29 protein-coding genes and 1 tRNA gene are annotated in these 22912 nt (G+C 50.9%); all 30 read left to right on the top strand.

Annotated elements, in window-relative coordinates; all coding sequences use genetic code 11:
- The coding region (locus KKH67_02695) for a hypothetical protein (GenBank protein ID MBU1318084.1) at positions 1-113 on the top strand (113 nt) is incomplete at its 5' end.
- A 3-nt stretch (positions 114-116) separates the two neighbouring features.
- On the top strand, positions 117-269 hold the full coding sequence (gene rpmG / locus KKH67_02690) for a 50S ribosomal protein L33 (protein ID MBU1318083.1): 153 nt from the start codon (positions 117-119) through the stop codon (positions 267-269).
- Between the two features lie 9 nt (positions 270-278).
- Positions 279-355, top strand: a tRNA-Trp gene (locus KKH67_02685).
- A gap of 11 nt (positions 356-366) precedes the next feature.
- The gene (gene secE, locus KKH67_02680; GenBank protein ID MBU1318082.1) at positions 367-552 is read left to right on the top strand and encodes a preprotein translocase subunit SecE; all 186 of its coding nucleotides are present in this window, start codon (positions 367-369) and stop codon (positions 550-552) included.
- A gap of 18 nt (positions 553-570) precedes the next feature.
- Entirely contained in the window at positions 571-1107 is a 537-nt protein-coding gene (gene nusG, locus KKH67_02675; protein MBU1318081.1) for a transcription termination/antitermination protein NusG, read from the top strand.
- Positions 1108-1120: 13 nt separating this feature from the next.
- Complete coding sequence (gene rplK, locus KKH67_02670) at positions 1121-1546, top strand: 50S ribosomal protein L11 (GenBank protein MBU1318080.1); 426 nt, start codon at positions 1121-1123, stop codon at positions 1544-1546.
- A gap of 21 nt (positions 1547-1567) precedes the next feature.
- The gene (rplA, locus tag KKH67_02665; protein ID MBU1318079.1) at positions 1568-2272 is read left to right on the top strand and encodes a 50S ribosomal protein L1; all 705 of its coding nucleotides are present in this window, start codon (positions 1568-1570) and stop codon (positions 2270-2272) included.
- 48 nt (positions 2273-2320) lie between these two features.
- Positions 2321-2854 (top strand): 50S ribosomal protein L10, encoded by a 534-nt coding sequence (gene rplJ / locus KKH67_02660; GenBank protein ID MBU1318078.1) that lies wholly within the window; start codon positions 2321-2323, stop codon positions 2852-2854.
- A gap of 102 nt (positions 2855-2956) precedes the next feature.
- Positions 2957-3340, top strand: coding sequence for a 50S ribosomal protein L7/L12 (gene rplL, locus KKH67_02655; GenBank protein MBU1318077.1), 384 nt, complete (start codon positions 2957-2959; stop codon positions 3338-3340).
- A 265-nt stretch (positions 3341-3605) separates the two neighbouring features.
- Entirely contained in the window at positions 3606-7376 is a 3771-nt protein-coding gene (gene rpoB, locus KKH67_02650) for a DNA-directed RNA polymerase subunit beta (GenBank protein MBU1318076.1), read from the top strand.
- Between the two features lie 57 nt (positions 7377-7433).
- Positions 7434-11516 carry a DNA-directed RNA polymerase subunit beta' gene (rpoC, locus tag KKH67_02645; protein MBU1318075.1) on the top strand — a complete coding sequence of 1361 codons (4083 nt, stop codon included), beginning with the start codon at positions 7434-7436 and terminating at the stop codon, positions 11514-11516.
- Positions 11517-11583: 67 nt separating this feature from the next.
- Positions 11584-11958, top strand: coding sequence for a 30S ribosomal protein S12 (gene rpsL / locus KKH67_02640; GenBank protein MBU1318074.1), 375 nt, complete (start codon positions 11584-11586; stop codon positions 11956-11958).
- A gap of 8 nt (positions 11959-11966) precedes the next feature.
- On the top strand, positions 11967-12437 hold the full coding sequence (rpsG, locus tag KKH67_02635; GenBank protein ID MBU1318073.1) for a 30S ribosomal protein S7: 471 nt from the start codon (positions 11967-11969) through the stop codon (positions 12435-12437).
- A 116-nt stretch (positions 12438-12553) separates the two neighbouring features.
- A complete protein-coding gene (gene fusA / locus KKH67_02630; protein MBU1318072.1) occupies positions 12554-14623 on the top strand; it encodes an elongation factor G in 2070 nt (689 codons plus the stop codon).
- Between the two features lie 102 nt (positions 14624-14725).
- On the top strand, positions 14726-15931 hold the full coding sequence (gene tuf, locus KKH67_02625) for an elongation factor Tu (GenBank protein MBU1318071.1): 1206 nt from the start codon (positions 14726-14728) through the stop codon (positions 15929-15931).
- Positions 15932-15934: 3 nt separating this feature from the next.
- On the top strand, positions 15935-16255 hold the full coding sequence (gene rpsJ, locus KKH67_02620) for a 30S ribosomal protein S10 (GenBank protein MBU1318070.1): 321 nt from the start codon (positions 15935-15937) through the stop codon (positions 16253-16255).
- Between the two features lie 5 nt (positions 16256-16260).
- On the top strand, positions 16261-16884 hold the full coding sequence (gene rplC, locus KKH67_02615) for a 50S ribosomal protein L3 (protein MBU1318069.1): 624 nt from the start codon (positions 16261-16263) through the stop codon (positions 16882-16884).
- Positions 16884-17519: a 50S ribosomal protein L4 gene (gene rplD, locus KKH67_02610; protein ID MBU1318068.1), complete on the top strand. Its 636-nt coding sequence runs from the start codon at positions 16884-16886 to the stop codon at positions 17517-17519. The genes rplC and rplD overlap by 1 nt, the downstream gene beginning before the upstream one ends.
- Entirely contained in the window at positions 17516-17806 is a 291-nt protein-coding gene (locus KKH67_02605; GenBank protein ID MBU1318067.1) for a 50S ribosomal protein L23, read from the top strand. The genes rplD and KKH67_02605 overlap by 4 nt, the downstream gene beginning before the upstream one ends.
- A gap of 158 nt (positions 17807-17964) precedes the next feature.
- Positions 17965-18786, top strand: a complete 822-nt coding sequence (gene rplB, locus KKH67_02600) for a 50S ribosomal protein L2 (GenBank protein ID MBU1318066.1) — start codon at positions 17965-17967, stop codon at positions 18784-18786.
- Between the two features lie 21 nt (positions 18787-18807).
- Positions 18808-19104, top strand: a complete 297-nt coding sequence (gene rpsS / locus KKH67_02595) for a 30S ribosomal protein S19 (GenBank protein ID MBU1318065.1) — start codon at positions 18808-18810, stop codon at positions 19102-19104.
- 13 nt (positions 19105-19117) lie between these two features.
- Entirely contained in the window at positions 19118-19546 is a 429-nt protein-coding gene (gene rplV / locus KKH67_02590; protein ID MBU1318064.1) for a 50S ribosomal protein L22, read from the top strand.
- A gap of 18 nt (positions 19547-19564) precedes the next feature.
- Positions 19565-20455 carry a 30S ribosomal protein S3 gene (gene rpsC / locus KKH67_02585; GenBank protein ID MBU1318063.1) on the top strand — a complete coding sequence of 297 codons (891 nt, stop codon included), beginning with the start codon at positions 19565-19567 and terminating at the stop codon, positions 20453-20455.
- Positions 20456-20531: 76 nt separating this feature from the next.
- Entirely contained in the window at positions 20532-20954 is a 423-nt protein-coding gene (gene rplP, locus KKH67_02580) for a 50S ribosomal protein L16 (protein ID MBU1318062.1), read from the top strand.
- 1 nt (position 20955) lies between these two features.
- A complete protein-coding gene (gene rpmC, locus KKH67_02575; GenBank protein MBU1318061.1) occupies positions 20956-21213 on the top strand; it encodes a 50S ribosomal protein L29 in 258 nt (85 codons plus the stop codon).
- A 3-nt stretch (positions 21214-21216) separates the two neighbouring features.
- Positions 21217-21474: a 30S ribosomal protein S17 gene (rpsQ, locus tag KKH67_02570; protein ID MBU1318060.1), complete on the top strand. Its 258-nt coding sequence runs from the start codon at positions 21217-21219 to the stop codon at positions 21472-21474.
- Between the two features lies 1 nt (position 21475).
- On the top strand, positions 21476-21844 hold the full coding sequence (rplN, locus tag KKH67_02565; GenBank protein ID MBU1318059.1) for a 50S ribosomal protein L14: 369 nt from the start codon (positions 21476-21478) through the stop codon (positions 21842-21844).
- Between the two features lie 7 nt (positions 21845-21851).
- Positions 21852-22169 carry a 50S ribosomal protein L24 gene (rplX, locus tag KKH67_02560; GenBank protein MBU1318058.1) on the top strand — a complete coding sequence of 106 codons (318 nt, stop codon included), beginning with the start codon at positions 21852-21854 and terminating at the stop codon, positions 22167-22169.
- Complete coding sequence (gene rplE, locus KKH67_02555) at positions 22169-22723, top strand: 50S ribosomal protein L5 (GenBank protein MBU1318057.1); 555 nt, start codon at positions 22169-22171, stop codon at positions 22721-22723. Before rplX ends, rplE begins: the two co-directional genes overlap by 1 nt.
- Positions 22716-22901: a type Z 30S ribosomal protein S14 gene (locus KKH67_02550; protein ID MBU1318056.1), complete on the top strand. Its 186-nt coding sequence runs from the start codon at positions 22716-22718 to the stop codon at positions 22899-22901. The genes rplE and KKH67_02550 overlap by 8 nt, the downstream gene beginning before the upstream one ends.
- Positions 22902-22912: the final 11 nt, after the last annotated feature.

The following is a 22912-nucleotide window of genomic DNA, read 5'->3' as shown; positions in this document are numbered from 1 at the left end:
CGATGGAAGTGGAGCTTCACACAGCAGTAGCGATGGAGAAAGAGCTTCGTTTCGCTATCCGCGAAGGCGGTCGTACCGTCGGAGCCGGTGTCGTAACGGAGATTCTGGAGTAAGTTATGCCGAGAGAGCTGATGATCCTGGCATGCGGCGATTGTAAACGCCGCAACTACACGACTGACAAGAATAAGCGCAAGCATCCGGACAGGCAGAGCTTCAAGAAGTACTGCCCGTTCTGCAATAAGCATACGTTGCACAAGGAGACTCGCTGAGAGATTGACAGGTCTGTAGCTCAATTGGCTAGAGCACCGGTCTCCAAAACCGGGGGTTGGGGGTTCAAGTCCCTCCAGACCTGCCAGGAAGTATATTATGAAGGATAAAGTAGTAAAGTACATTAAGGAAACGGTCGTCGAGCTGAAAAAAGTCACATGGCCTTCAAAGCAGGAACTTATAGGTTCGACCATCGTTACGATTTTCGTGTCATTAGTTCTGGCAATATTCATCTTCCTGGTTGATCAGGGACTGAGCAACCTCATGGCGCTGGTGCTGAGCTAAAGACAATAGGGATTACGTATGGCAGATTTGAAGTGGTACGTGGTGCACACGTATTCTGGTCACGAACAGAAAGCGAAGCGCCATCTCGATACGGCGATTGCGCAATATGGTCTGGAGGAGCAGATTACGCAGATCCTGATTCCGACTCAGGAAGTTACAGAGATGCGGCAGGGTAAGAGATCTACGTCGACGAAGAAATTCCTGCCGAGTTACATCCTTATAGAGATGGATTTGAATAAGCAGACTGAACATATTGTGAGGAATACACCTGGCATAACGAGTTTTGTAGGGACGGTCGGCAAACCGGTTCCTATCACTCAGCAGGAAGTAGACCGCGTGATGGGTCAGATGGATCATGGCAGAGTGGAAGAGGTAACCGATTTTCCGTTCAGAACCGGGGATTCGGTTAAAGTAATCGATGGTCCGTTTGCAGATTTTTCAGGTTTTGTTTCTGAGATCAATATGGAGCGCAAGAAGGTTAAGGTTATGGTTTCGATTTTCGGCCGTCCAACACCTGTGGAGCTAGATTTCCTGCAGGTGGAATCTGTTTCGTAGGAGTATTTAGTTTATGGCAAAGAAGATTTCAGGTTACATAAAATTGCAGATTCCGGCGGGGAACGCTAATCCTGCTCCACCGATCGGACCTGCGCTGGGACAGCACGGCGTCAATATTATGGAGTTCTGCAAGGCATTCAATGCACGCACCCAGCAGCAGGCCGGAATGATAATACCAGTTGTAATAACGGTTTACTTCGATAAGAGTTTTTCATTCATAACGAAAACACCTCCCGCCGCAGTTCTTCTGAAAAAGGCGGCAAAAGTGCCAAAAGCTTCCGGGGAACCGAATCGTGACAAGGTTGGCCAGGTCACTCTTGCACAGGTCAGAGAGATCGCCGAGCTGAAAATGCCGGACTTGAACGCTTCAAGCGTCGAGACCGCCATGAAAATGGTCGCCGGTACTGCCAGGAGTATGGGCATCGAGGTTACAGAATAGAATCTGAAAGGTTTGTGTCAGATGAGAAGCGGTAAGCAACACAGAGCGATAAGAGAGAAAGTTGACTCCCGGACTGCGTACGCTATAGAAGAAGCGGTGAAGCTGGTCAAGGGCAACTCTTTCACGAAGTTCGATGAGACGGTGGAATTCGTGGTCAGACTCGGTGTCGACCCCAAGAAAGCGGATCAGATGATTCGAGGGACTGTCACACTGCCACACGGCACTGGCAAAGAGGTCAAAGTCCTGGTATTGACCAAGGGCGAGAAGGTCAAGGAAGCCACTGATGCCGGCGCTGATCATGTCGGTCTTGAGGACTATATCGAGAAGCTCAAGGGTGGATGGCTTGAGATTGATGTTGTTGTCGCGTCACCGGATGTCATGGCTGAAGTCGGTAAGATCGGTAAGCTGCTAGGCCCGAAGGGGATGATGCCGAATCCGAAATCCGGCACTGTAACTCCGGATGTTGGCAAAGCCGTTGCCGACATCAAGAAGGGCAAGATAGCCTTCCGTGTGGATCGCACCGGGAATATAGCCGTGCCCATCGGGAAGGTGTCCTTCGACGATACTAAACTCAAAGAAAACGCGCTGTCATTTGTCGACATGATTATGAGGCTGAAGCCCGCAACATCAAAAGGGCTGTATCTTAGAAATGCCTCGATCACTTCGACGATGGGCGCAGGTGTTAAGCTTGATACTCAAGAACTGCTCACGGCTCTCAGGCAGTAGCCATAGCTAAGCCGAGTGCGTTGCGATAATAATTAAGGAGCCAGCAAGATGCCAAAGCCGGAAAAGATAGAATTGGTCGCCAAGCTGAAGGAGCAAATGGAAGCATCAAATGCCGTGCTTCTGTCTGACTATGCCGGGTTGACTGTTGAGCAGATGAATGCATTGCGCAAGTCCCTAAGAGAGAGCAGTGTCAAGTATCTGATTGCAAAGAATACGCTTTTTAAGATAGCTGCGGACTCCGTTGGCGGTCAGTATGCCAAGCTTGCAGATCACTGGACAGGTCCGACGGCGGTTGCATTTAGCCAGGGTGATCCTACGATCGGCGTTAAGCTTTTGTACGAGTTCGCAAAAGCCAACAAAGCGACCCAAAAACCAGCCTTCAAAGTCGGATTGGTTGACGGCACAATCTTCGGTCAGGCCGAGCTGGAGCAGCTTGCTCAGTTGCCGAGCAGAGACGAACTTCTTTCGAGGGTAGTCGGTGTGATTTTATCTCCGATGACTGCCCTTGTCGGTACGCTTGACAGCATACTGCGTGAGTTAGTCTTGACCGTAGATGCCATTGCCGAAGCGAAGGCACAGTAGAATAGAGAGCTGCTTCTAAGTTGCAAATAGATATGTATGGGAGCGGGCTTTTGCCCGGAGGCACTCCCTGGCAACAGTGATTGAAACTGATTCTTAAGGAGAATGACGGTGGCAGAAGATGCAGTTGGTCAAATTATTGACTTGATTGAGAAAATGACCGTTTTGGAGCTTGCGGATCTTTCCAAGCAGCTCCAGGATAAATTCGGTGTTTCAGCTGCTATGCCTGTTGCAGTAGCTGCTGCGGGCGGTCCGGCGGAGGCCGCTGTTGAAGAACAGACCGAGTTTGACGTTGTCCTGACGGCTGTCGGTGACAAGAAGATACAGGTCATCAAGGTCGTGCGCGAGCTTACCAGCCTCGGCTTGAAAGAAGCCAAGGAAGTTGTTGACGGATATCCGAGCAACATCAAAGAGTCTGTGACTCGTGATGAGGCGGAAGCTGCGAAGGCCAAGCTCGAAGAAGTTGGCGCTCAGATAGAGATTAAGTAGAGGGCTCTCCGGGTAGACGAAACCCGGGGCACCTCTTTAATCCCTAACATTAGAGGCATGTGTGAGGGAGTCGCTGGACATATTATCTCGCCTTCGACCTCTTCGGTTCATTTCTAGTGTAGGGCTAATTAATGCCGCCTGGAACAATCCTGGCGGAACTCACATTATGGTGGTGGGTGATTGAACACTAAACGGGTTCGTCAGCTCTTTGAAAAGAGGGAGTCAATCCCATTGATGAAATACTCTTGCATGGAGGGTGACCGTCTTGGCTAAGGTAACCCAGGCAAAGAGGCATTCATATGCCAAATTGAGGTCTCCGGCAGATATGCCGAATCTGCTGGATGTCCAGTTGAAGTCTTTCGAGCAGTTCCTGCAGCTTGAAATTCCTCCGGAGAAGAGGGCGCCTCAGGGACTTCAGAAGATATTTCTGGAGATATTCCCGATTTCCGATATTCATGAGAACTTTTCGCTGGAGTTCGTGAAGTACTCGGTAGGCACATCCCGCTATACGGTTAGAGAATGCCAGGAGCGCAATATGACGCATTCTGCTCCTTTGAAGGCTACTCTGCGCTTGATCGCGCGTGAATCGGAGGACAAAACCAAGGAAGTCAGGGACATCATCGAACAGGATGTTTTCCTGGGCGAACTGCCTCTGCTGACCGATCAGGGTACTTTCATAATTAATGGGGCAGAGAGAGTCATCGTTTCGCAGCTCCACCGGTCGCCCGGTGTGTTTTTCGACGATGACATCCACCCTAACGGGAAGAGAATCTTCTCTGCCCGGATTATCCCCTTCAGAGGCTCATGGGTGGAGTTTTCAATCGACATAAACGACATAATGTTCGTACATATCGACTCGCGGCGAAAGATCCCGGTGACCACTCTTTTGCGCGCTCTCGGGTTTTCGTCGAACGAAGATATTCTTGGTCAGTTCTATGAACTCGAGAAAACAGCACTGACTCCGAAGAAGCTCGAGAAAGCTATCGGACGTTGCGTTGCCTCGGACATCGTGGACACTGAGACAGGTGAGTTGATCCTCACAGCAGGGGATCAGTTGACTGAGGAGATCGGTCAGCGTCTGAGAGAACTCAAGATTCCTTCGATTACTTTGCTGAAAGAGGCTGAGACTAGAGACATTAAGGTAATTCCGAATACTTTTAAGAAGGACCCGACCAGATCGGGTGAGGAAGCGCTGATAAAACTCTATTCACAGATGCGTCCCGGTGAGCCGCCCAATGTGGAGATGGCTCAGGGGCTGGTCGAGAAGATGTTCTTCTCAGAGAAGAGATATGATCTCGGTGAGGTCGGTCGTTACATGATCAATCAGAGGCTCGGACTCGATCTGCCTCTCGATAAGGTCACTCTCGATATCAAAGACTTTATAGCCATTATCGATTACCTTGTTAGATTGAAAAACGGCCACGGTTTCGTGGATGATATCGACCATTTGGGTAATCGTCGTGCGCGCTCTGTAGGCGAGCTTCTCTCAAACCTATTCTCCGTCGGATTATCACGAATTGCGAGAACGATAAGAGAGCGCATGAGTTTGAAAGACAATGAGAATATTGCTCCTCATGATCTGGTCAACGCCAGAACGGTTTCAGCAGTAGTGGATACTTTCTTCGGATCGTCCCAGCTGTCCCAGTTCATGGATCAGATCAACCCGCTGTCCGAGCTTACACACAAGAGGCGTCTATCGGCACTCGGTCCGGGCGGTCTTACCAGGGAGCGTGCTGGCTTCGAGGTGCGAGACGTACATCATACGCATTACGGTCGTGTCTGTCCGATTGAGACTCCTGAAGGACCGAACATCGGATTGATTGCCTCATTGGCTACCTACGCGAGAATCAACAAGTACGGATTCCTTGAGACCCCGTACCGCAAGTGTGTCAAAAGCAGAGTGACCGATGAGATCATCTTTTTGTCCGCCGATCAGGAAGATAAGTATGTCATCGCACAGGCGAACGAGCCCCTTGATGATAAGGGAGGATTTGTCAACCAGCTTATCACAGCGCGTTTCCAGAGCGATTACCCGGTAGTTGCACCCGAGAAGATTGAGTATATGGATGTGTCTCCCAAGCAGGTCGTCTCAGTCGCTGCCGCGCTGATCCCTTTCCTGGAGCATGATGACGCTAACCGTGCTCTCATGGGATCTAACATGCAACGCCAGGCTGTGCCGTTGCTTTGTACCGAACCACCGTTGGTCGGGACGGGCATGGAAGCTGCTGTAGCGAGAGATTCCGGGGCATCGATTCTTGCCAAGAACGCCGGAACGGTAACTTATGTGGATTCTGTTGATATCCGGATTAAGCCGAACAAGGGTTCGGGTGAGGCCGGACTCGGTTTTGTCGAGGAGGATGAATACAGCCTCATCAAGTTCAAGCGCTCCAATCAGGACACTTGCATAGGCTATAAACCGATAATAGATCTCGGCGACGAGGTCGAGGCCGGAGACGTAATTGCCGATGGTCCGGCGACTCACGGTGGCGAACTTGCGCTTGGATACAACGCGACAGTTGCCTTTATGCCGTGGCGAGGATACAACTTTGAGGACGCAATAATCGTGTCTGAGGAGTTGATACACAGAGACATTTTCACGTCGATTCATATTGAAGAATTCGAACTTCAGGTCCGTGATACGAAGCGTGGATCAGAGGAAGTTACGCGTGAGATTCCTAACGTCTCTGAGGATGCTCTTTCTCACCTTGATGAACGCGGCATTGTCCGAATCGGAGCCGAGGTCGAAGCAGGCGATATACTGGTCGGCAAAGTGACTCCGAAAGGGGAGACCGAGCTTTCACCTGAGGAGCGACTGCTGAGAGCTATCTTTGGCGAGAAGGCCGGCGATATCAGGGATGCTTCTTTGAAGGCCCCGCCGGGACTGAAGGGAGTCGTGATCGATACGCAGGTATTCTCTCGCAAGGAGCGCACTGAGGAAGCCAAGAAGATAGAGAAGAGCGAAATCGCAAAGCTCAAGAAAAACTTCACGGCTATGACAAATGAGATTGCACGTCTCAGAAACGAAAAGGTCATAAAGCTTCTGGATGGATACACTGCAAATACAATCAGGAAGTCTGAAGATGCGACCGTCTTGATTCGTTCCGGCCACAAGTTCCGTGAAGATTCGCTTGAAGGTATAGATCTCGAGTTTGCTGTTGCCGAGGATGGATGGTGCCAGGAGAGCAGAGTCAACAAGAAGGTTGAAGAGGTTCTGGCGGAAGCGGATAAGCTTATCGCAACCAAGCGACATCAGATGGAAAATGAAGTGGACAAGGTGGTTCGCGGCGCAGAACTTCCTCCGGGTGTGAAGCAGCTTGTCAAGGCCCGGATTGCCATACGACGCAAACTCGCTGTCGGTGACAAGATGGCTGGGCGGCACGGGAACAAGGGTGTTGTGGCGAAAATCCTGCCATTGGAGGATATGCCATATATGCCTGACGGAACTCCGGTTGATGTCATTCTCAATCCGCTGGGCGTACCATCTCGTATGAACGTGGGACAGATTCTCGAGACTCATTTAGGGTGGGCTGCCAAGACTCGCAACAAGTTCGTGTCGACACCCGTTTTCGATGGAGCAACTCTTGAGGAAGTCAAAACTGAGCTGACTGAGGCTGGGCTGCCGGTATCAGGCAAGACTGTTCTGAATGATGGTCGCACAGGTCAGCCTTTTGACAATGAAGTCACGGTTGGTTCTATGTATATAATGAAGCTTTCGCATCTGGTCGACGACAAGATACACGCTCGTTCGATTGGTCCATATTCTCTGGTAACGCAGCAGCCTCTGGGCGGAAAAGCTCAGTTTGGCGGCCAGCGATTCGGGGAGATGGAAGTCTGGGCGATGGAGGCGTATGGCGCTGCCTACGCTCTGCAGGAGATGCTGACTGTGAAGTCGGATGATGTGCAGGGACGGTCGAAAGTCTACGAGGCAATAGTCAAGGGTGCAAACCCACCGGAGCCGGGCGTTCCCGAGTCGTTCAACGTGTTAGTTAAGGAACTTCAGGCCCTTGGGCTGGATGTAGACTTGATAGAGAAGTAAATTTAGCCTGACGCATGTTGGGTTTAATCGGTCTCAAATCGTAAGGAGTGATCTTAAATGGTCGATTTTGTTCCTCACCAGGTAAAACGACCGTCAGATTTTTCCGCAATCCGGATTCAGCTCGCTTCTCCGGAAACCATTGAATCATGGTCCAATGGGGAAGTGACCAAACCGGAAACCATCAACTATCGGACATTCAAACCTGAACGTGAAGGCCTTTTCTGTGAACGCATTTTTGGTCCCGTGAAGGATTTTGAATGCTCTTGCGGAAAGTACAAACGTGTGCGGTTTCGCGGAATAGTCTGTGACCGATGTGGCGTGGAGGTTACTCATTCGAGAGTCCGTCGCGAGAGAATGGGGCACATCAAACTCGCAGTACCGGTCTCTCACATCTGGTATTTCAAGTCACTTCCGTCAAGGATCGGCTATCTTCTGGATCTTTCGGTCAGGGAGCTTGAGAGAGTTCTCTACTATGAAGCCTATATTGTAATCGACCCCGGAAACACGTCCTTTAAAGAGAAAGACATCATTACTGAAGAGGACTATCAGGAGTTGGTAGATGCCGGCAAGGAGTTCGATGCGCGGATGGGTGCCGATGCTGTTCGAGAGTTGCTTTCCAGGATTGATATCGAGGAAATGTCGATTCATCTGCGTGCCCAGGTCAAGGTCGAGACATCTGCTCAGCGCAAGAAAGATGTGCTGAAGCGTCTTCGCGTGGTAGAGGCATTTAGGCAGTCCAACAACAAGCCTCAATGGATGATATTCGATTTTATCCCGATAATTCCGCCGGACTTGCGCCCACTTGTGCCGCTTGAGGGTGGTCGTTTTGCGACTTCGGACCTTAATGATCTGTACCGGCGAGTAATAAACCGTAATAACAGACTAAAGAAATTGATGGAAATCAGAGCTCCTGAAGTGATTCTCCGCAATGAGAAGCGAATGCTGCAGGAGTCTATCGACGCGCTGTTCGACAATGGCCGAAGGACGCACTCAGTCCGCGGTGATTCGAAGCGTCCGCTGCGATCATTGTCCGATTTGCTCAAGGGCAAGCAGGGTAGATTCCGTCAGAATCTCCTCGGCAAGCGCGTTGACTACTCAGGCCGATCTGTAATCGTGGTAGGTCCGGAACTGAAGTTGCATCAGTGCGGCCTGCCGAAAAATATGGCGCTGGAGCTCTTTAAGCCTTTCATTATTATGAAGCTCGAAGAGAAGGGCTACGTGCAAACGGTCAAGTCGGCTAAGAGGCTGGTCGAGAAGGAACGCCCGGAAGTCTGGGATATCCTCGAAGAAATCATTGGCGATCATCCGGTGCTTCTTAACCGTGCCCCAACTCTTCACAGGCTCGGAATCCAGGCTTTCTATCCGGTGCTGATTGAAGGTAAGGCTATCAGACTGCACCCACTTGTCTGTGCCGCATTCAACGCGGACTTTGACGGTGACCAAATGGCAGTCTATGTGCCGTTGTCATTTGAAGCGCAGCTTGAAGCCAAGCTGCTGATGCTTTCGACTAATAACATCCTCTTACCATCATCAGGAAGACCGGTTGCGACTCCATCTCAGGATATCGTACTCGGTATTCACTATCTGACCAAGCCGAGACCGGGTGTCAAGGGCGAGAAGAGTATATTCTCGTCGAAAGATGAGGCTCTGGCTGCTCACGCTGCCGGCGCGGTTGGATTGAACGCGAGTATAGTTGTCCGAGTAGGTGACCAGCGAATAGAGACTTCGATGGGGCGGGTCGTATTCAACACGATATTCCCGGACGAACTGCCTTTCTTTAACGAGACGGCCAGCAGAAAGAGGCTGGAAGAGCTTGTGTTGCAGGCTTACATTACGCTGGGCCCTGCGAAGACTTCCGAGTTCCTGGATAGGCTCAAACACTTCGGATTTGAATATGCAACGCTGGCGGGCATCACCGTGGGGATTGATGATCTCGTTGTTCCCGCAGAGAAGACAGCTCTCGTGAAGGAAGCCGAGAAGGAAGTCAAGCAGGTACAGAAGACATATGAGAAGGGCGTTATAACGAACGGTGAACGATATAACAAGATAGTCGACATATGGACGAGGACGACATCTGAAGTCGCTGAGGCGATGTTCGAGGGGCTGTCCCGTGAAGAAGATGGGTTCAATCCTGTCTATATGATGGCTGACTCAGGTGCCCGATCGTCCAAAGAGCAGATCAGACAGCTTGCAGGCATGCGTGGTTTGATGGCCAAGCCACAGAAGAGGATGACAGGGCAGATCGGTGAAATCATTGAGTCGCCGATTGTCTCGAACTTCCGTGAAGGTCTAAACGTACTCGAGTACTTCATCTCGACTCACGGAGCCCGCAAGGGTCTCGCTGATACCGCTCTGAAGACTGCTGACGCCGGCTACCTGACCCGACGACTCGTCGATGTAGCTCAGGATGTAATCATCACCGAGAAAGACTGCGATACGATTCTTGGGATTACTATGACTGCCCTGAAAGAGGGCGAAGAAGTCATCGAGTCTCTGTCGGACCGTATCGTCGGTCGTGTGGCGCTCGAAGATATTTATGATCCACTCACCGACGAAATTCTCGTGAAGGCCGGATTTGAAATACACGAGGATGTCGCTGTTCAAATCGAAGATGCAGGTATAGAAGGCGTCCGAATTAGATCTGTTCTCACATGCGAGACAAAGCGTGGTGTGTGCGGAGCATGCTATGGCCGAAACTTGGCGACTCGTGAGCCGGTAGAACTTGGTGAGGCTGTCGGAGTGATCGCAGCTCAGTCCATCGGTGAACCGGGCACACAGCTTACCCTACGGACATTCCATATCGGTGGTACGGCCGCCCGTATTACTGAACAATCTAAGGTGGAAGCGAAGTATGACGGCGAAGTGAAGCTTTCCAAGATGAAGACTATCACGCGCAAGGATGGAATGAGCATCGTCGTCAACCGCGAAACCGAACTTCAGATTGTAGATTCCAAAGGTCGCGTACGCGCTCGTTTCAATGTTCCCTATGCTTCAGTGTTGACAATCAAGGATGGAGATACCGTTAAGAAGGGTGACACTGTCTTTGAGTGGGATCCGTACAGCAACACTATTCTGACTGAACGATCCGGTCGAGTAGCGTTCAGGGACATCGTGGAAGATCTCTCTGTGCGCGAGGAGTTGGACGAGAAATCCGGGTTCAGAAAATGGGTTATCATCGAGCAGCGTGAGAAAGCTCTCATGCCGGCGATCGATATCTATAACAAAGATGACAAGAAGGTCGGCACTTATTCGATCCCGACCGGCGCACAGCTGCTGGTGAAGAATGGAGACTCGATCTTCAAAGGCGAACAGCTGGTGAAAATACCGCGAGATATCTCAAAAACACGGGATATCACAGGTGGTCTGCCGAGAGTGGCTGAGCTATTTGAGGCAAGAAAGCCGCGTGATCCTGCTGTTATATCTGAGATCGACGGAGTGGTCAAGTTTGGCAAGATCGTTCGTGGTAACCAGCAGATTCTTGTCACAGGTGAAGAGTCTGAGGGTGGCGAGGAGAAAGAGTATCTCGTTCCGCACGGCAAGCACATGCGTGTTCATGAGGACGATTATGTCTCTGCCGGCGAGCGCCTTTGCGAAGGAGCTATTGATCCGCATGATATCTTGAGAATTCTCGGCTCCAATGCGGTGCAGGAGTATCTGGTGAACGAGGTTCAGGAAGTATACCGGCTGCAAGGTGTAAAGATCAATGACAAGCACATCGAAGTCGTTGTGAGACAAATGCTTCAGAAGGTCAGGGTCGAAACGGTCGGTGATACGAACTTCCTTGAGGGCGAGCAAATCGACAGGCATCGATTCAAAGATGAGAACGACAGAGTCATCGCAGAGGGTGGCGATCCGGCGACATTCCAGCCGCTGCTGCTGGGAATCACCAAGGCGTCCTTGTCAACGGATAGCTTCATTTCTGCAGCATCTTTCCAGGAGACAACAAAAGTCCTGACAGAAGCGGCGATCCACGGCAAAACTGACGATCTCATGGGACTCAAAGAGAATGTCATTATCGGTCATCTGATTCCGGCTGGTACCGGGTTGGAGAAATACCGGGCTATCAAGATCCTCCCACAGGAGAAACCGGCTGCCGTGTCTGACACCCAAGAGATGGAGCTGATTGAAGAAAACACTTGACAATAGTGGCTTGGAACTTATTATGAATATCTGTATTTGAACAGTAACTCATTGAACGAGGTAAGAGTTGCCGACAGTTAACCAGTTGATCAGATTCGGACGAAAGCGGATTATCGAGAAGACTAATACTCCTGCGATGAAAAGCTGTCCGCAGAAAAGAGGAGTCTGCACGCGAGTATACACATCGACTCCGAAGAAGCCAAATTCGGCTCTTCGAAAGGTCGCGCGAGTCAGGCTCACAAACGGTATTGAAGTAACGGCTTACATTCCGGGAGAAGGTCATAATCTGCAGGAGCATTCGATTGTAATGATCCGCGGAGGCCGAGTCAAAGATCTGCCTGGAGTGCGGTACCATATCATTCGCGGCACAATGGATGCCTCGGGCGTAGATGACCGCAACAAGAGCCGTTCGAAGTACGGAACCAAGAAACCTAAGAAGTAGTTGCAGGTATGGCTAGACGAAAAAAAATTCAGAAGAGACAGAGGCCGCCGGACTCCGTGTATGGAGATACAATGGTGACCTATTTTATTCATAACCTGATGATGGAAGGCAGAAAATCCACAGCCGAAAGGCTCTTCTATGATGCCTTAGAGATTGTCGAGCAGAAGACAAATCAGAAAGGTCTGGATATCTTCCACAAGGCCTTGAGTAACGTCAAGCCGGTTCTTGAGGTGAAGTCACGCCGCGTCGGCGGTGCGACATACCAGGTTCCGATCGAAGTTCGGCCGAATCGCCGCAATGCGCTCGCAATCAGATGGCTGATCGGCTACTCTCGCAGTCGTAGCGAGCATTCGATGGCTGAAAAGCTTGCGGGCGAGTTTATGGCGGCAGCGAAGAATGAAGGCGCTTCAATAAAGAAGAGAGAGGATACGCATCGCATGGCGGAGGCTAACAAGGCCTTTGCGCATTTCAGATGGTAGACTGAAGTTCTTTGACAGGAGTTGCCGGCAGGAAGGTTGGCCGGAAACAAAATATAGAAGTCTCTGCTCCGGTATAGAAGGCTCGTGTTCTATGTTGGGAGTGGAGTTTTTTTGTCATGACACTTAAGACGAACATAAAGATGGTCCGCAATATCGGTATCATTGCACATATAGATGCCGGTAAGACTACTACTACTGAGCGAATTCTGTTCTACAGCGGCAGGACTCACCGCATTGGAGAGGTTGATGACGGTGCTGCGACCATGGACTGGATGGAACAGGAAAAAGAGCGTGGCATTACGATCACGTCAGCCGCGACAACATGCTTCTGGAACAACATCACAATCAACATAATTGACACACCGGGGCATGTCGATTTTACTGCTGAAGTCGAGCGGTCACTCAGAGTGCTCGACGGTGCAATCGGTGTGTTTTGTGCGGTGGGAGGCGTTGAGCCTCAGTCGGAGACTGTCTGGAGGCAGGCTGACCAGTATCACATCCCCAGGATGGCCTTCATTAACAAGATGGACCGTATCGGGGCGTCGTTCGATCGCACAGTGGATATGATGCGCAAGAAGTTGAAAGCAAATGTGCTTGTGCTGGCTCTGCCCAAAGGAGAGGGGTCTGGATTCGAAGGGATAGTCGATGTGCTGGACATGACCTATAGACTGTACGATGAAGAGAGCCTTGGAGCAGAATTCGATACCGCCCCTATCCCTGAGGACATGATCGATTCGGCAAGGAGCTATCATGAAAAACTTCTTGATACGCTGAGCAATTTCGATGACGGCATAATGGAAAAGCTGCTTGAAGATCAGGATGTTTCTGTCTCTGAGATAAAGCAGGCACTCAGAAAAGCTACCATTGCCTGCAAAGTCATTCCGGTTCTGTGTGGGTCGGCGTTCAAAAACAAAGGTGTTCAGCTCCTAATGGATGCCATAACCGACTATTTGCCATCGCCCGCTGATCTTCCGCCGATCAGAGGAGTTAATCCGAAGAGTGAGAAGGAAGAGATCAGGAAGCCGGATGACAGCGAGCCCTTCTCCGCACTGGCTTTTAAGATAATGTCTGACCCCTACGTTGGTCGATTGACTTATTTTCGAGTTTATTCCGGGACGGTCAACGCTGGTAGCACTGTGATCAATGTCAGCACAGGCAAGAAGGAGAGGATTGGGCGGATTCTAGCTATGCATGCCAACAAGTGTGAAGACCTGCGAACGGCCTCTGCCGGGGATATTGTTGCTGCCGTTGGATTGCGATTTACGGCGACAGGAAGTACGCTGACAGATCTGAAGCATCCTATTCTGTTGGAACAGATTGTCTTCCCTGAGCCGGTTATCTGGGTGGCGATAGAGCCACGCACAAAGGCGGATCAGGACAAGCTTGCCGTCGCGCTGCAGCGTCTTGCCGATGAAGATCCTACGTTCGAAGTGAGAATTGACGAAGATACTGGGCAGACTGTAATTGCCGGCATGGGTGAACTCCATCTCGAGGTCCTTGTCAATCGGCTAACTCGGGAGTTTTCGGTTCAAGCCAATATAGGCAAACCGCAGGTGGCATACAAAGAGACTATCACCGATGTCGGTGAGGCTGAGGCGAAATTCATCAAGCAGTTGGGGGGACGGGGCCAGTATGGCCATGTATTGATGCGCTTTCGGCCGACTGTGGACGGATCCGACTTTGCCTTTGTGAATGTATCGAGTGTTGATCAGATTCCGGTCGAATTCGTTACCGCTGTCGAGAGAGGAGTCCGAGATGCCATGCAATCAGGCGTCCTTGCGGGGTATCCTACTATCGGAGTCGAAGCTATGCTGCTCTCCGGTTCGTTCCACGAGGTGGACTCGTCTGATTTGGCTTTCAAGATTGCCGCGTCCATGGCCTATCAGGAGGGTGCGCGTAAGGCGAAGCCCCGTCTGCTCGAGCCATTCATGAACGTAGAGGTTGTATCCCCCGATGAGCATGTGGGTGAGATCATGAGCGATCTCAAAACACGACGCGGCAAGATTAGGGGTGTTGATCACCGTGCGGATGCGCAGGTGGTCAGCGCTGAAGTTCCGCTGTCGGAGATGTTTGGATACGCCACCAGAGTGAGATCTCTTTCGCAAGGGCGGGCAGTGTATACGATGGAGTTTTCGCGCTACGATCAGGCAAAGCAGGCCGCATCCGGTAGAGCTGTAACAACATGACATGGGTGAAAAAAAACGGATTATCGAGTCTAAGAGCTTGACAAGTGAATTTTTTCGTATTTATTAGGCAAGTTATCCAATTTTCGGGAGGGATGGCCATAGATGGCTAAGGAAAAATTTAAGAGGACGAAGCCGCATGTCAACGTCGGGACGATAGGTCATGTAGATCACGGCAAGACGACGTTGACGGCAGCGATCACGATGATTTTATCGCGTTCTGGATTGAGTGCGATCCGATCATTTGATTCGATTGACAATGCACCGGAGGAGCGTGAGCGTGGAATCACGATTGCGACGGCGCATGTTGAGTACGAGACGAAGAATCGTCATTATGCGCATGTAGACTGTCCGGGACATGCTGATTACATCAAGAACATGATCACGGGAGCAGCACAGATGGATGGAGCGATACTTGTAGTATCTGCTGCTGACGGTCCGATGCCACAGACGCGTGAGCACATTCTTTTGGCTCGTCAGGTAGGGGTGCCATTCATCATCGTATACATGAACAAGGTAGATCAGGTAGATGATCCGGAGCTTTTGGATTTAGTGGAGCTTGAGGTACGGGACTTATTGTCGGCGTATGAATTTCCTGGTGATGACATTCCTGTGATCCGTGGCAGTGCTTTGGAGGCAATGACACAGGCGTCGAATCCTGATGTGAAGGACGATCCTGCATTCAAGAGCGTATACGAGCTTATGGAGGCATGCGACACTTATATACCGGAGCCCCAGCGGGACAAGGACAAGCCATTCTTGATGCCGGTTGAGGACGTATTTTCGATAACGGGCCGTGGTACGGTAGCGACGGGTCGTATAGAGCGCGGGACGATCAACACAGGTACGGAAGTAGAGTTAGTCGGATTCCGTGACACACGCAAGACGGTAGTGACCGGTATAGAGATGTTCCGTAAGATACTTGATTCGGGAGAAGCTGGCGACAACGTTGGATTACTTCTTCGTGGAGTTGACAAGGACGAGATCGAGCGTGGTCAGGTAGTGGCGAAAGTCGGCAGCATCACACCTCACAAGAAGTTCAACGGAGAGGTTTACGTGCTGAAGAAGGAGGAGGGTGGCCGTCACACGCCGTTTTTCAACGGTTACCGCCCACAGTTTTATCTTCGTACGACAGATGTAACAGGTTCGATCAAGTTACCTGACGGCGTAGAGATGGTAATGCCTGGTGACAATATCACGATGGAAGTGGAGCTTCACACAGCAGTAGCGATGGAGAAAGAGCTTCGTTTCGCTATCCGCGAAGGCGGTCGTACCGTCGGAGCCGGTGTCGTAACGGAGATTCTGGAGTAAGTTATGGCAGTTGAGCAGAAGATGCAGAAGATAAGGATTCGGTTGAAAGCATATGACCATCACTCGCTGGACAAATCCACGCGAGAGATCGCTCGTACGGTTCTCCGCACAGGAGCACGATTGGTGGGGCCGATACCTCTGCCGACCAGAAGGTCCGTTTACACTGTGCTGCGCTCTCCGCATGTAGACAAGAAGTCCCGCGAACAGTTTGAAACGCGAATTCACAAGCGTCTCATTGACATTTATGAATCTACACCGCAGACGGTCGATGCTCTGATGAAGCTTGACCTCCCGGCCGGTGTTGATGTGGAAATAAAGGTTTAATTCCGATGAATATGCTCTATGGAAGAAAAATCGGAATGACTCAGATATTCCTTGAAGATGGAACCGCTGTGCCGGTGACCGTAATCGAGGCGGGGCCCTGTGCAGTAGTACAGATCAAGACCGATGAGAACGAGGGATACAAGGCTGTTCAGCTCGGTTTCGAGGATATTCGCGAGTCTCTTGTCAATAGGCCTATGAAAGGTCATTTCGCGCACTCCAAGACGGGGCCTAAGAGGTTCCTGAGGGAAGTGCGTGTAGATGATCTGGAAGGAATCGAACTCGGCACTGAGTTCCGAGTTGATCAGTTCCAGGTCGGAGAACGAGTTGACGTGACTGGTACGTCGAAGGGGCTCGGGTTTATGGGCACGGTCAGACGATACGGTTTCAGAGGTGGTCCGAAGACTCACGGTCAGTCTGATCGCTTGCGCGCGCCTGGTTCAATAGGTCAGAGTTCATATCCGTCACGCGTATTCAAAGGAACGCGCATGTCCGGAAAGACGGGACGTGACAGGGTGACCTTAAAGAATCTCGTGGTTGCCAAGATCGATCTGGACAATAATTTGATCTGCGTAAGAGGTGCGGTGCCGGGTAAGAATCGATCGCTGGTACAAATCAGGAAAAGCAGGTAATGGAAATGGTAAAGGCGAAAGTCTATAACAGCAGTGGCGGTTCTACCGGTGAGATGGAACTCGATTCCGGATTGTTCGATTTTGATCCGAAGAAATATCAGGTACACCAATATGTGAAGACGTACCTGTCGAATCAGCGTCAAGGAACGCATTCGACCAAGACGCGTGCTGAGGTCCGGGGCGGCGGTGCGAAACCGTGGCGTCAAAAAGGCACTGGACGGGCACGGTCTGGTTCGAACAGATCCCCGGTTTGGGAAGGCGGCGGAACTGTCTTTGGCCCGAAGCCGAGGAGTTACTATTCGAATGTGCCAAAGAGAATCAAGAGAAACGCACTTCTTTCGATGTTCTCGGAGAGAGTATCGGAAGAAAGGCTTCTAATTGTGCAGTTGCCTGAACTCGACAAGCCGAACACAAAGACTGTGTTTGAGTTCTTGCAGGCTATTGAAGTGACCGGCAAGCGCATCCTGATTTTGGATGAAAACAAGGATAGCCTGGTGCCGACGTCCTGCAGGAACATTCCTAAGGTTGAGTACAAGCGAGCTTGTCTCGTGAATGCATACGATCTGGCCTGGGCGGAGTATGTGCTTGTGACCGAAGGCGGGATGCAGTCGATCAAGGAGGTATTTGCCAAATGAGATCGGCGCATTCAATAGTCAAGTCTCACATTGCGACGGAGAAGTCGCACATAATGCGTGACCAGCAGAATTGTTACGTATTCGAAGTCGAGTCAGGTGCAAACAAGATAGCCGTTCGGCGCGCAATTGAAGAGTTATTTAATGTTAAAGTAAAGGATGTTACGACGATGAACGTCCGCGGCAAAATGAAACGCCTCGGTAGATTCGTCGGAAAGAAGCCAAACTGGAAGAAGGCGATTGTCACCTTAGCCAAAGGTGAAGCGATTTCCCAGCTAGAGAATATCTGATTGCCACTGGTCCGGCATAGTATAGGGACGCCTTCCCTGCAAAACCGGCCCAAGAGAGAAGAAGCTTACGGAAGATCAGAGATAACGGAATAAGGACAGCGGTCAATCGAAATTGCCTGCGAATCATCTATAGACATTTGTAAATCGAAGGTATTGTGATGGGCATTAAAAAGTTCAAACCGACAACTCCCTCAAACAGGTATCGCACTGTTTCCACATTTGAGGAGATCACCAAGGATACGCCGGAGCGTTCACTTGTCCAGATCTTGAAGAAGAGTGGCGGAAGGAACAATAAGGGCCGGGTGACAGCCTTTCAGCGCGGCGGCGGTCATAAGCGTTTCTACAGAATCATAGATTTCAAGCGTGACAAGTACGATATTCCCGCTCGAGTGGCGGCTATCGAGTACGATCCTAATCGCACGTGCAGAATTGCTCTGCTGCATTATGCAGACGGTGAGAAGCGATACATTCTCGCCCCGCTCGGACTGAACGTCGATGATGAGATTTCTTCCGGCGAGAACGTCGAGATCAAAACCGGCAACGCCACCAGGCTCAGCAGGATGCCGCTTGGAACCACCGTACACAACGTCGAGCTATTCCCGGGGCGCGGTGGCAAGATTGCTCGTTCTGCCGGGTGCCTTGTGCAACTGGCGGCCAAAGAAGGCAATCATGCTCACATTAAGCTTCCGTCCGGAGAGGTGCGACTCGTCAGGTTAGACTGTTTCGCAACTATCGGCCAGGTCGGCAATGTAGATCATGAGAGTATTGTATGGGGCAAGGCTGGCAGGTCCCGCTGGGCGGGACGTCGCCCGAGTGTGAGAGGTGTCGCAATGAACCCGGTAGATCATCCAATGGGGGGCGGAGAAGGGCGATCGTCGGGTGGAAGGCATCCATGCACACCGTGGGGAAAGCCGACCAAGGGTTACAAGACGAGGCGGAGAAAAGCATCCGACAAGCTGATCGTCAAGCGTCGGAAGTGATTATATTAAGGAGGAGACTGGATGGCAAGGTCGTTGAAAAAAGGACCATACCTCGATGATAGTTTGGTGAAGAGAATTGATGCCCTGAACGCGACCGGTGAGAAGCGTGTCATCAAGACATGGGCGAGACGGTCGACGATTTCGCCTGAGTTTGTCGGGCACACTATCGCCATCCATACGGGCAATAAGTTCATTCCGGTATACATCACTGAGAACATGGTCGGACACAAGCTCGGAGAATTTGCCCCGACGCGTACTTTTAGAGGGCATGCTGGCAAGCTGGCGGAGCGCACCAGTGCTTTGAAAGGCTTGAAGTAGGTAACGAATCATGATAGAAGCTACAGCCAAAACTAAGTATTTGCGCATGTCCGCGCGTAAGATGAGACGGGTCGCTAATTTGGTCAAAGGCAAGATGGTGCCTGAGGCTCTCGATATGCTGAAGTTCATCCCCAAACGCGCCGCACTTCCCCTCTACAAAACGGTCAAGTCGGCAGCTTCGAATGCCATTGCTGAGAAGGGCTCGGCCAAGGTGAAGGCTGAGGACATGCGAATTGTCGAACTCATAGTCAACCGGGGTCCCATTCTTCCCAGAATCAGATTTCAAAGTATGGGGCGGGTGTTCAGGATCAGGAAGAGATCCTGTCATGTGAGTGTGAAGGTTTCCGACGAGGGCCGAGCGGAAACCCGCGAGGCTACAAAGGCTGCCAAGCAGCGCAGAGGAAAATCCAAAACCAAGAAGGAAAAGCCATCAGAAGAGTGATCTTCTAAGGAGGATATATTGGGACAGAAAGCTAATCCGATTGGGCTGCGACTGGGAATTATCAGGACCTGGAACTCGAAGTGGTTTGCGCAGAGACAGTTCGCAGACTTGCTCAACGAGGATATCAAGATCAAGCGCTATATTTCTAAGAGGCTTGAGAATGCAGGACTTGCTAATGTCGAAATCTTGCGCGCACCCAAACGGGTAACTGTGGACATTCACACGGCTCGTCCCGGGATTGTTATCGGCCGCAAGGGCGCCGAAGTGGATAAACTCCGTGAAGAGTTGCAGCTTCTGACGAAGAAAGACATTACTCTGAATATCATCGAAGTGAAGAAGCCGGAACTATCGGCCAAGCTCGTTGCCGATTCGATCGCTCGTCAGCTCGAAGGTCGAGTGTCGTTTCGAAGGGCGATGAAGAAGTCACTTGGCGCCACCATGAAGATGGGGGCCGATGGTATCAAGATTGTCTGTGGAGGCAGGCTTGGCGGTGCTGAAATCGCTCGGTCTGAGAAGTATATGGAGGGCCGCGTACCTCTCCACACTCTGCGTGCAAACATTGACTATGCCACTTCGACAGCTCACACTACTTACGGCTGTATCGGAGTCAAGGTCTGGATTTGTAAAGGAGAGATCCTCGATCCCTGGGGTGAGGAAGTTCGCGACAAGATGAGTGAGGAGGCCGAAAACAGACTCGATGCCAGACTCAGAGAGTCGGGCAAAGGGGATCGGCGGAGGCGTCGTCGCCCACAGAAGGGAAGAGTACGAAAGGTACTGCGCAAGAAATCACCGGGAGAGGATGGACCCTCCGGTCCGGGTGCGCATCCGAGACAGGGCGAGGGTAGAAGTGAACAGGGAAGGCCTGGCTCTGCAAGGGGTAGTAAAGGTGAAGGTGATTCCCGGAGTTAACTAAGATTAGAGTTGACTTATGGGAGTTAAGTGAATATAATACGAGACTTTTGTTTGGTTTTTTTGGAGAATCGCTATGTTAATGCCCAAACGGGTAAAATATCGCCGACAGATGCGTGGCAACCGCGCCGGCAAAGCCTATAGAGGGTCGACACTCGTCTTCGGCGAGTACGGCCTGAAGGCTCTCGAACCATGCTGGGTTTCAAATCGGCATATCGAAGCGGCTCGTGTCGCGCTGACTAGAAAGATTAAGAGAGGCGGAAAGGTCTGGATACGAATCTTTCCGGATAAGCCCGTGACCAAGAAGCCGGCGGAGACCCGTATGGGCAAGGGCAAAGGCGCTCCCGAGGGTTGGGTCGCAGTAGTGTTGCCTGGCCGAATTCTGTTTGAGTTGGAGGGCGTCAGTCCTGAGTTGGCGCGCACGGCAATGAAGCTCGCTGCCGACAAGCTTCCGGTCAAATGTAAGTTTGTCAGCAGAGCTGACTTCAAAGGAGTATGAGGTGAAACCGGGTCAGATTCGAGATCTGTCGATAGAAGAGGTGGAGCACCGTTTGCACGAGGTTGACGAGGAATTGTTTAATCTCACTCTTAGAAGACGGGTGCATAAGCTGGATAATCCCCTGAGACTGAGAACTCTCCGTCGCGACAGGGCTCGCCTCAAAACGATTCTTTATGAACACAAGCTCGGAATCAACAAGCTCTCGGCATCTGCTAAGCTTTTTGAATCGGCGAGCACCGAGAATGGTGGCAAGGAGTAGGTGATGGTTGATAGAGCTTCCAGGAAGATGCGACAAGGCGTAGTAGTTTCGTCCGCAATGAACAAGACTATCACTGTGGAGCTAAATCGCACGATGTGTCATCCAATTTACGATAGGGTGGTCAGGAAACGTTCCAAGCTGTACGCTCACGACGAGAACAATGAATGTGGTATCGGCGACAAAGTACAGGTCGCTGAGACCCGTCCACTTTCGAAGATGAAGCGCTGGCGTTTGGTGAAAATTCTGGAGAAGGCTAAGTAAGATGATTCAGGAATACACCCGACTTACGGTGGCCGACAATACCGGCGCCAAGAAAGTGATGTGTTTTCGGGTTCTTGGTGGCACCAAGCGCAGATATGCGCGCGTCGGCGACATCATCGTATGCACGGTAAAGGATGCCATACCCAACGGCACTGTCAAGAAGAGCGATATCGTCAAGGCCGTGGTCGTTAGAACGACGGCGAAGACACGTAGGAAAGACGGAAGTTACATCAGGTTTTCCGACAATGCTGCTGTTGTGATAAATGATCAGAATGAGCCGCGCGGAACGCGTATTTTCGGACCTGTCGCGAGAGAGCTGCGAGAGAAGAAGTTCATGAAGATCATTTCTCTGGCGCCGGAAGTTTTGTGAGGAAGATATGAAGATCAAGAAAGGTGACCAGGTTAAAGTTCTGTCCGGAAAGGACCGCGGAAAGACGGGAAAGGTCCTGAAGGTTAACACCGACAAGAATCAGGTTCTTGTCGAAGGTGTGAACTTAATCTACAAGCACTCGAGACCGTCCCAGAAGAATCCCAAAGGCGGGATTATCGAAAAAGAGGGACCGATTCATGTCTCGAATGTGATGTACTACTCTGGTGAAGGACCGACTCGCGTTGGATATAGAGTGATCGAGGACAAAGAAAAGAATACAAGGACCAAAGTCAGAATTTCTGTGAAGAGCGGAGAAATGATTTAATGGCGCGCCTTAAAGATAGATATCTCAATGATGTGGCCCCTAAGCTCAAGAAGGATCTCGGCTATAAGAATGTCATGCAGGTACCGAAATTCACAAAGATCATTGTGAATATGGGCTTGGGAGAGGCCTTGACAAACTCGAAAGCTCTCGATAGTGCCGTAGAAGAGCTTACGCAAATTACTGGTCAGAAGCCGGTGATACGCAAGGCCAAGAAGTCGATCTCAAATTTCAAACTCCGTGAGGGCATGGCGGTAGGTGCGAGTGTCACACTGAGAAGAGACAGAATGTATGAATTCTACGATCGCTTGACCAACATAGCGATGCCGCGAATCAGGGACTTCAGAGGAGCATCGCCGGATGGTTTTGACGGAAGAGGGAATTACACTCTCGGTGTCAAAGAGCAGCTTATTTTCCCCGAGATCGATTATGACAAAATCGACAAGATTCGGGGACTAGGCATTACGATCGTAACTTCAGCAAAGACGGACGAGGAAGCGTATCATTTGCTTGAAGAGATGGGAATGCCTTTCAGAAAGAAGGGACAGAGTGGCTAAGAGATGTCTTATAGTGAAGCAGCGGCGTAAACCAAAATTCCAAGTACGCCAGTATAACCGTTGTCGCAGGTGTGGACGGCCAAGAGCATATATGCGCCGATTCGGCATTTGCAGGATATGTTTCCGTGAACTGGCTTTACTGGGAGAAATCCCAGGCGTTGTGAAGGCAAGCTGGTAGGAGTTATTTAG

The organism is Candidatus Zixiibacteriota bacterium (assembly GCA_018820315.1).
Taxonomy (GTDB): domain Bacteria; phylum Zixibacteria; class MSB-5A5; order JAABVY01; family JAHJOQ01; genus JAHJOQ01.
This window is presented reverse-complemented; position numbering and strand designations above follow the sequence as displayed.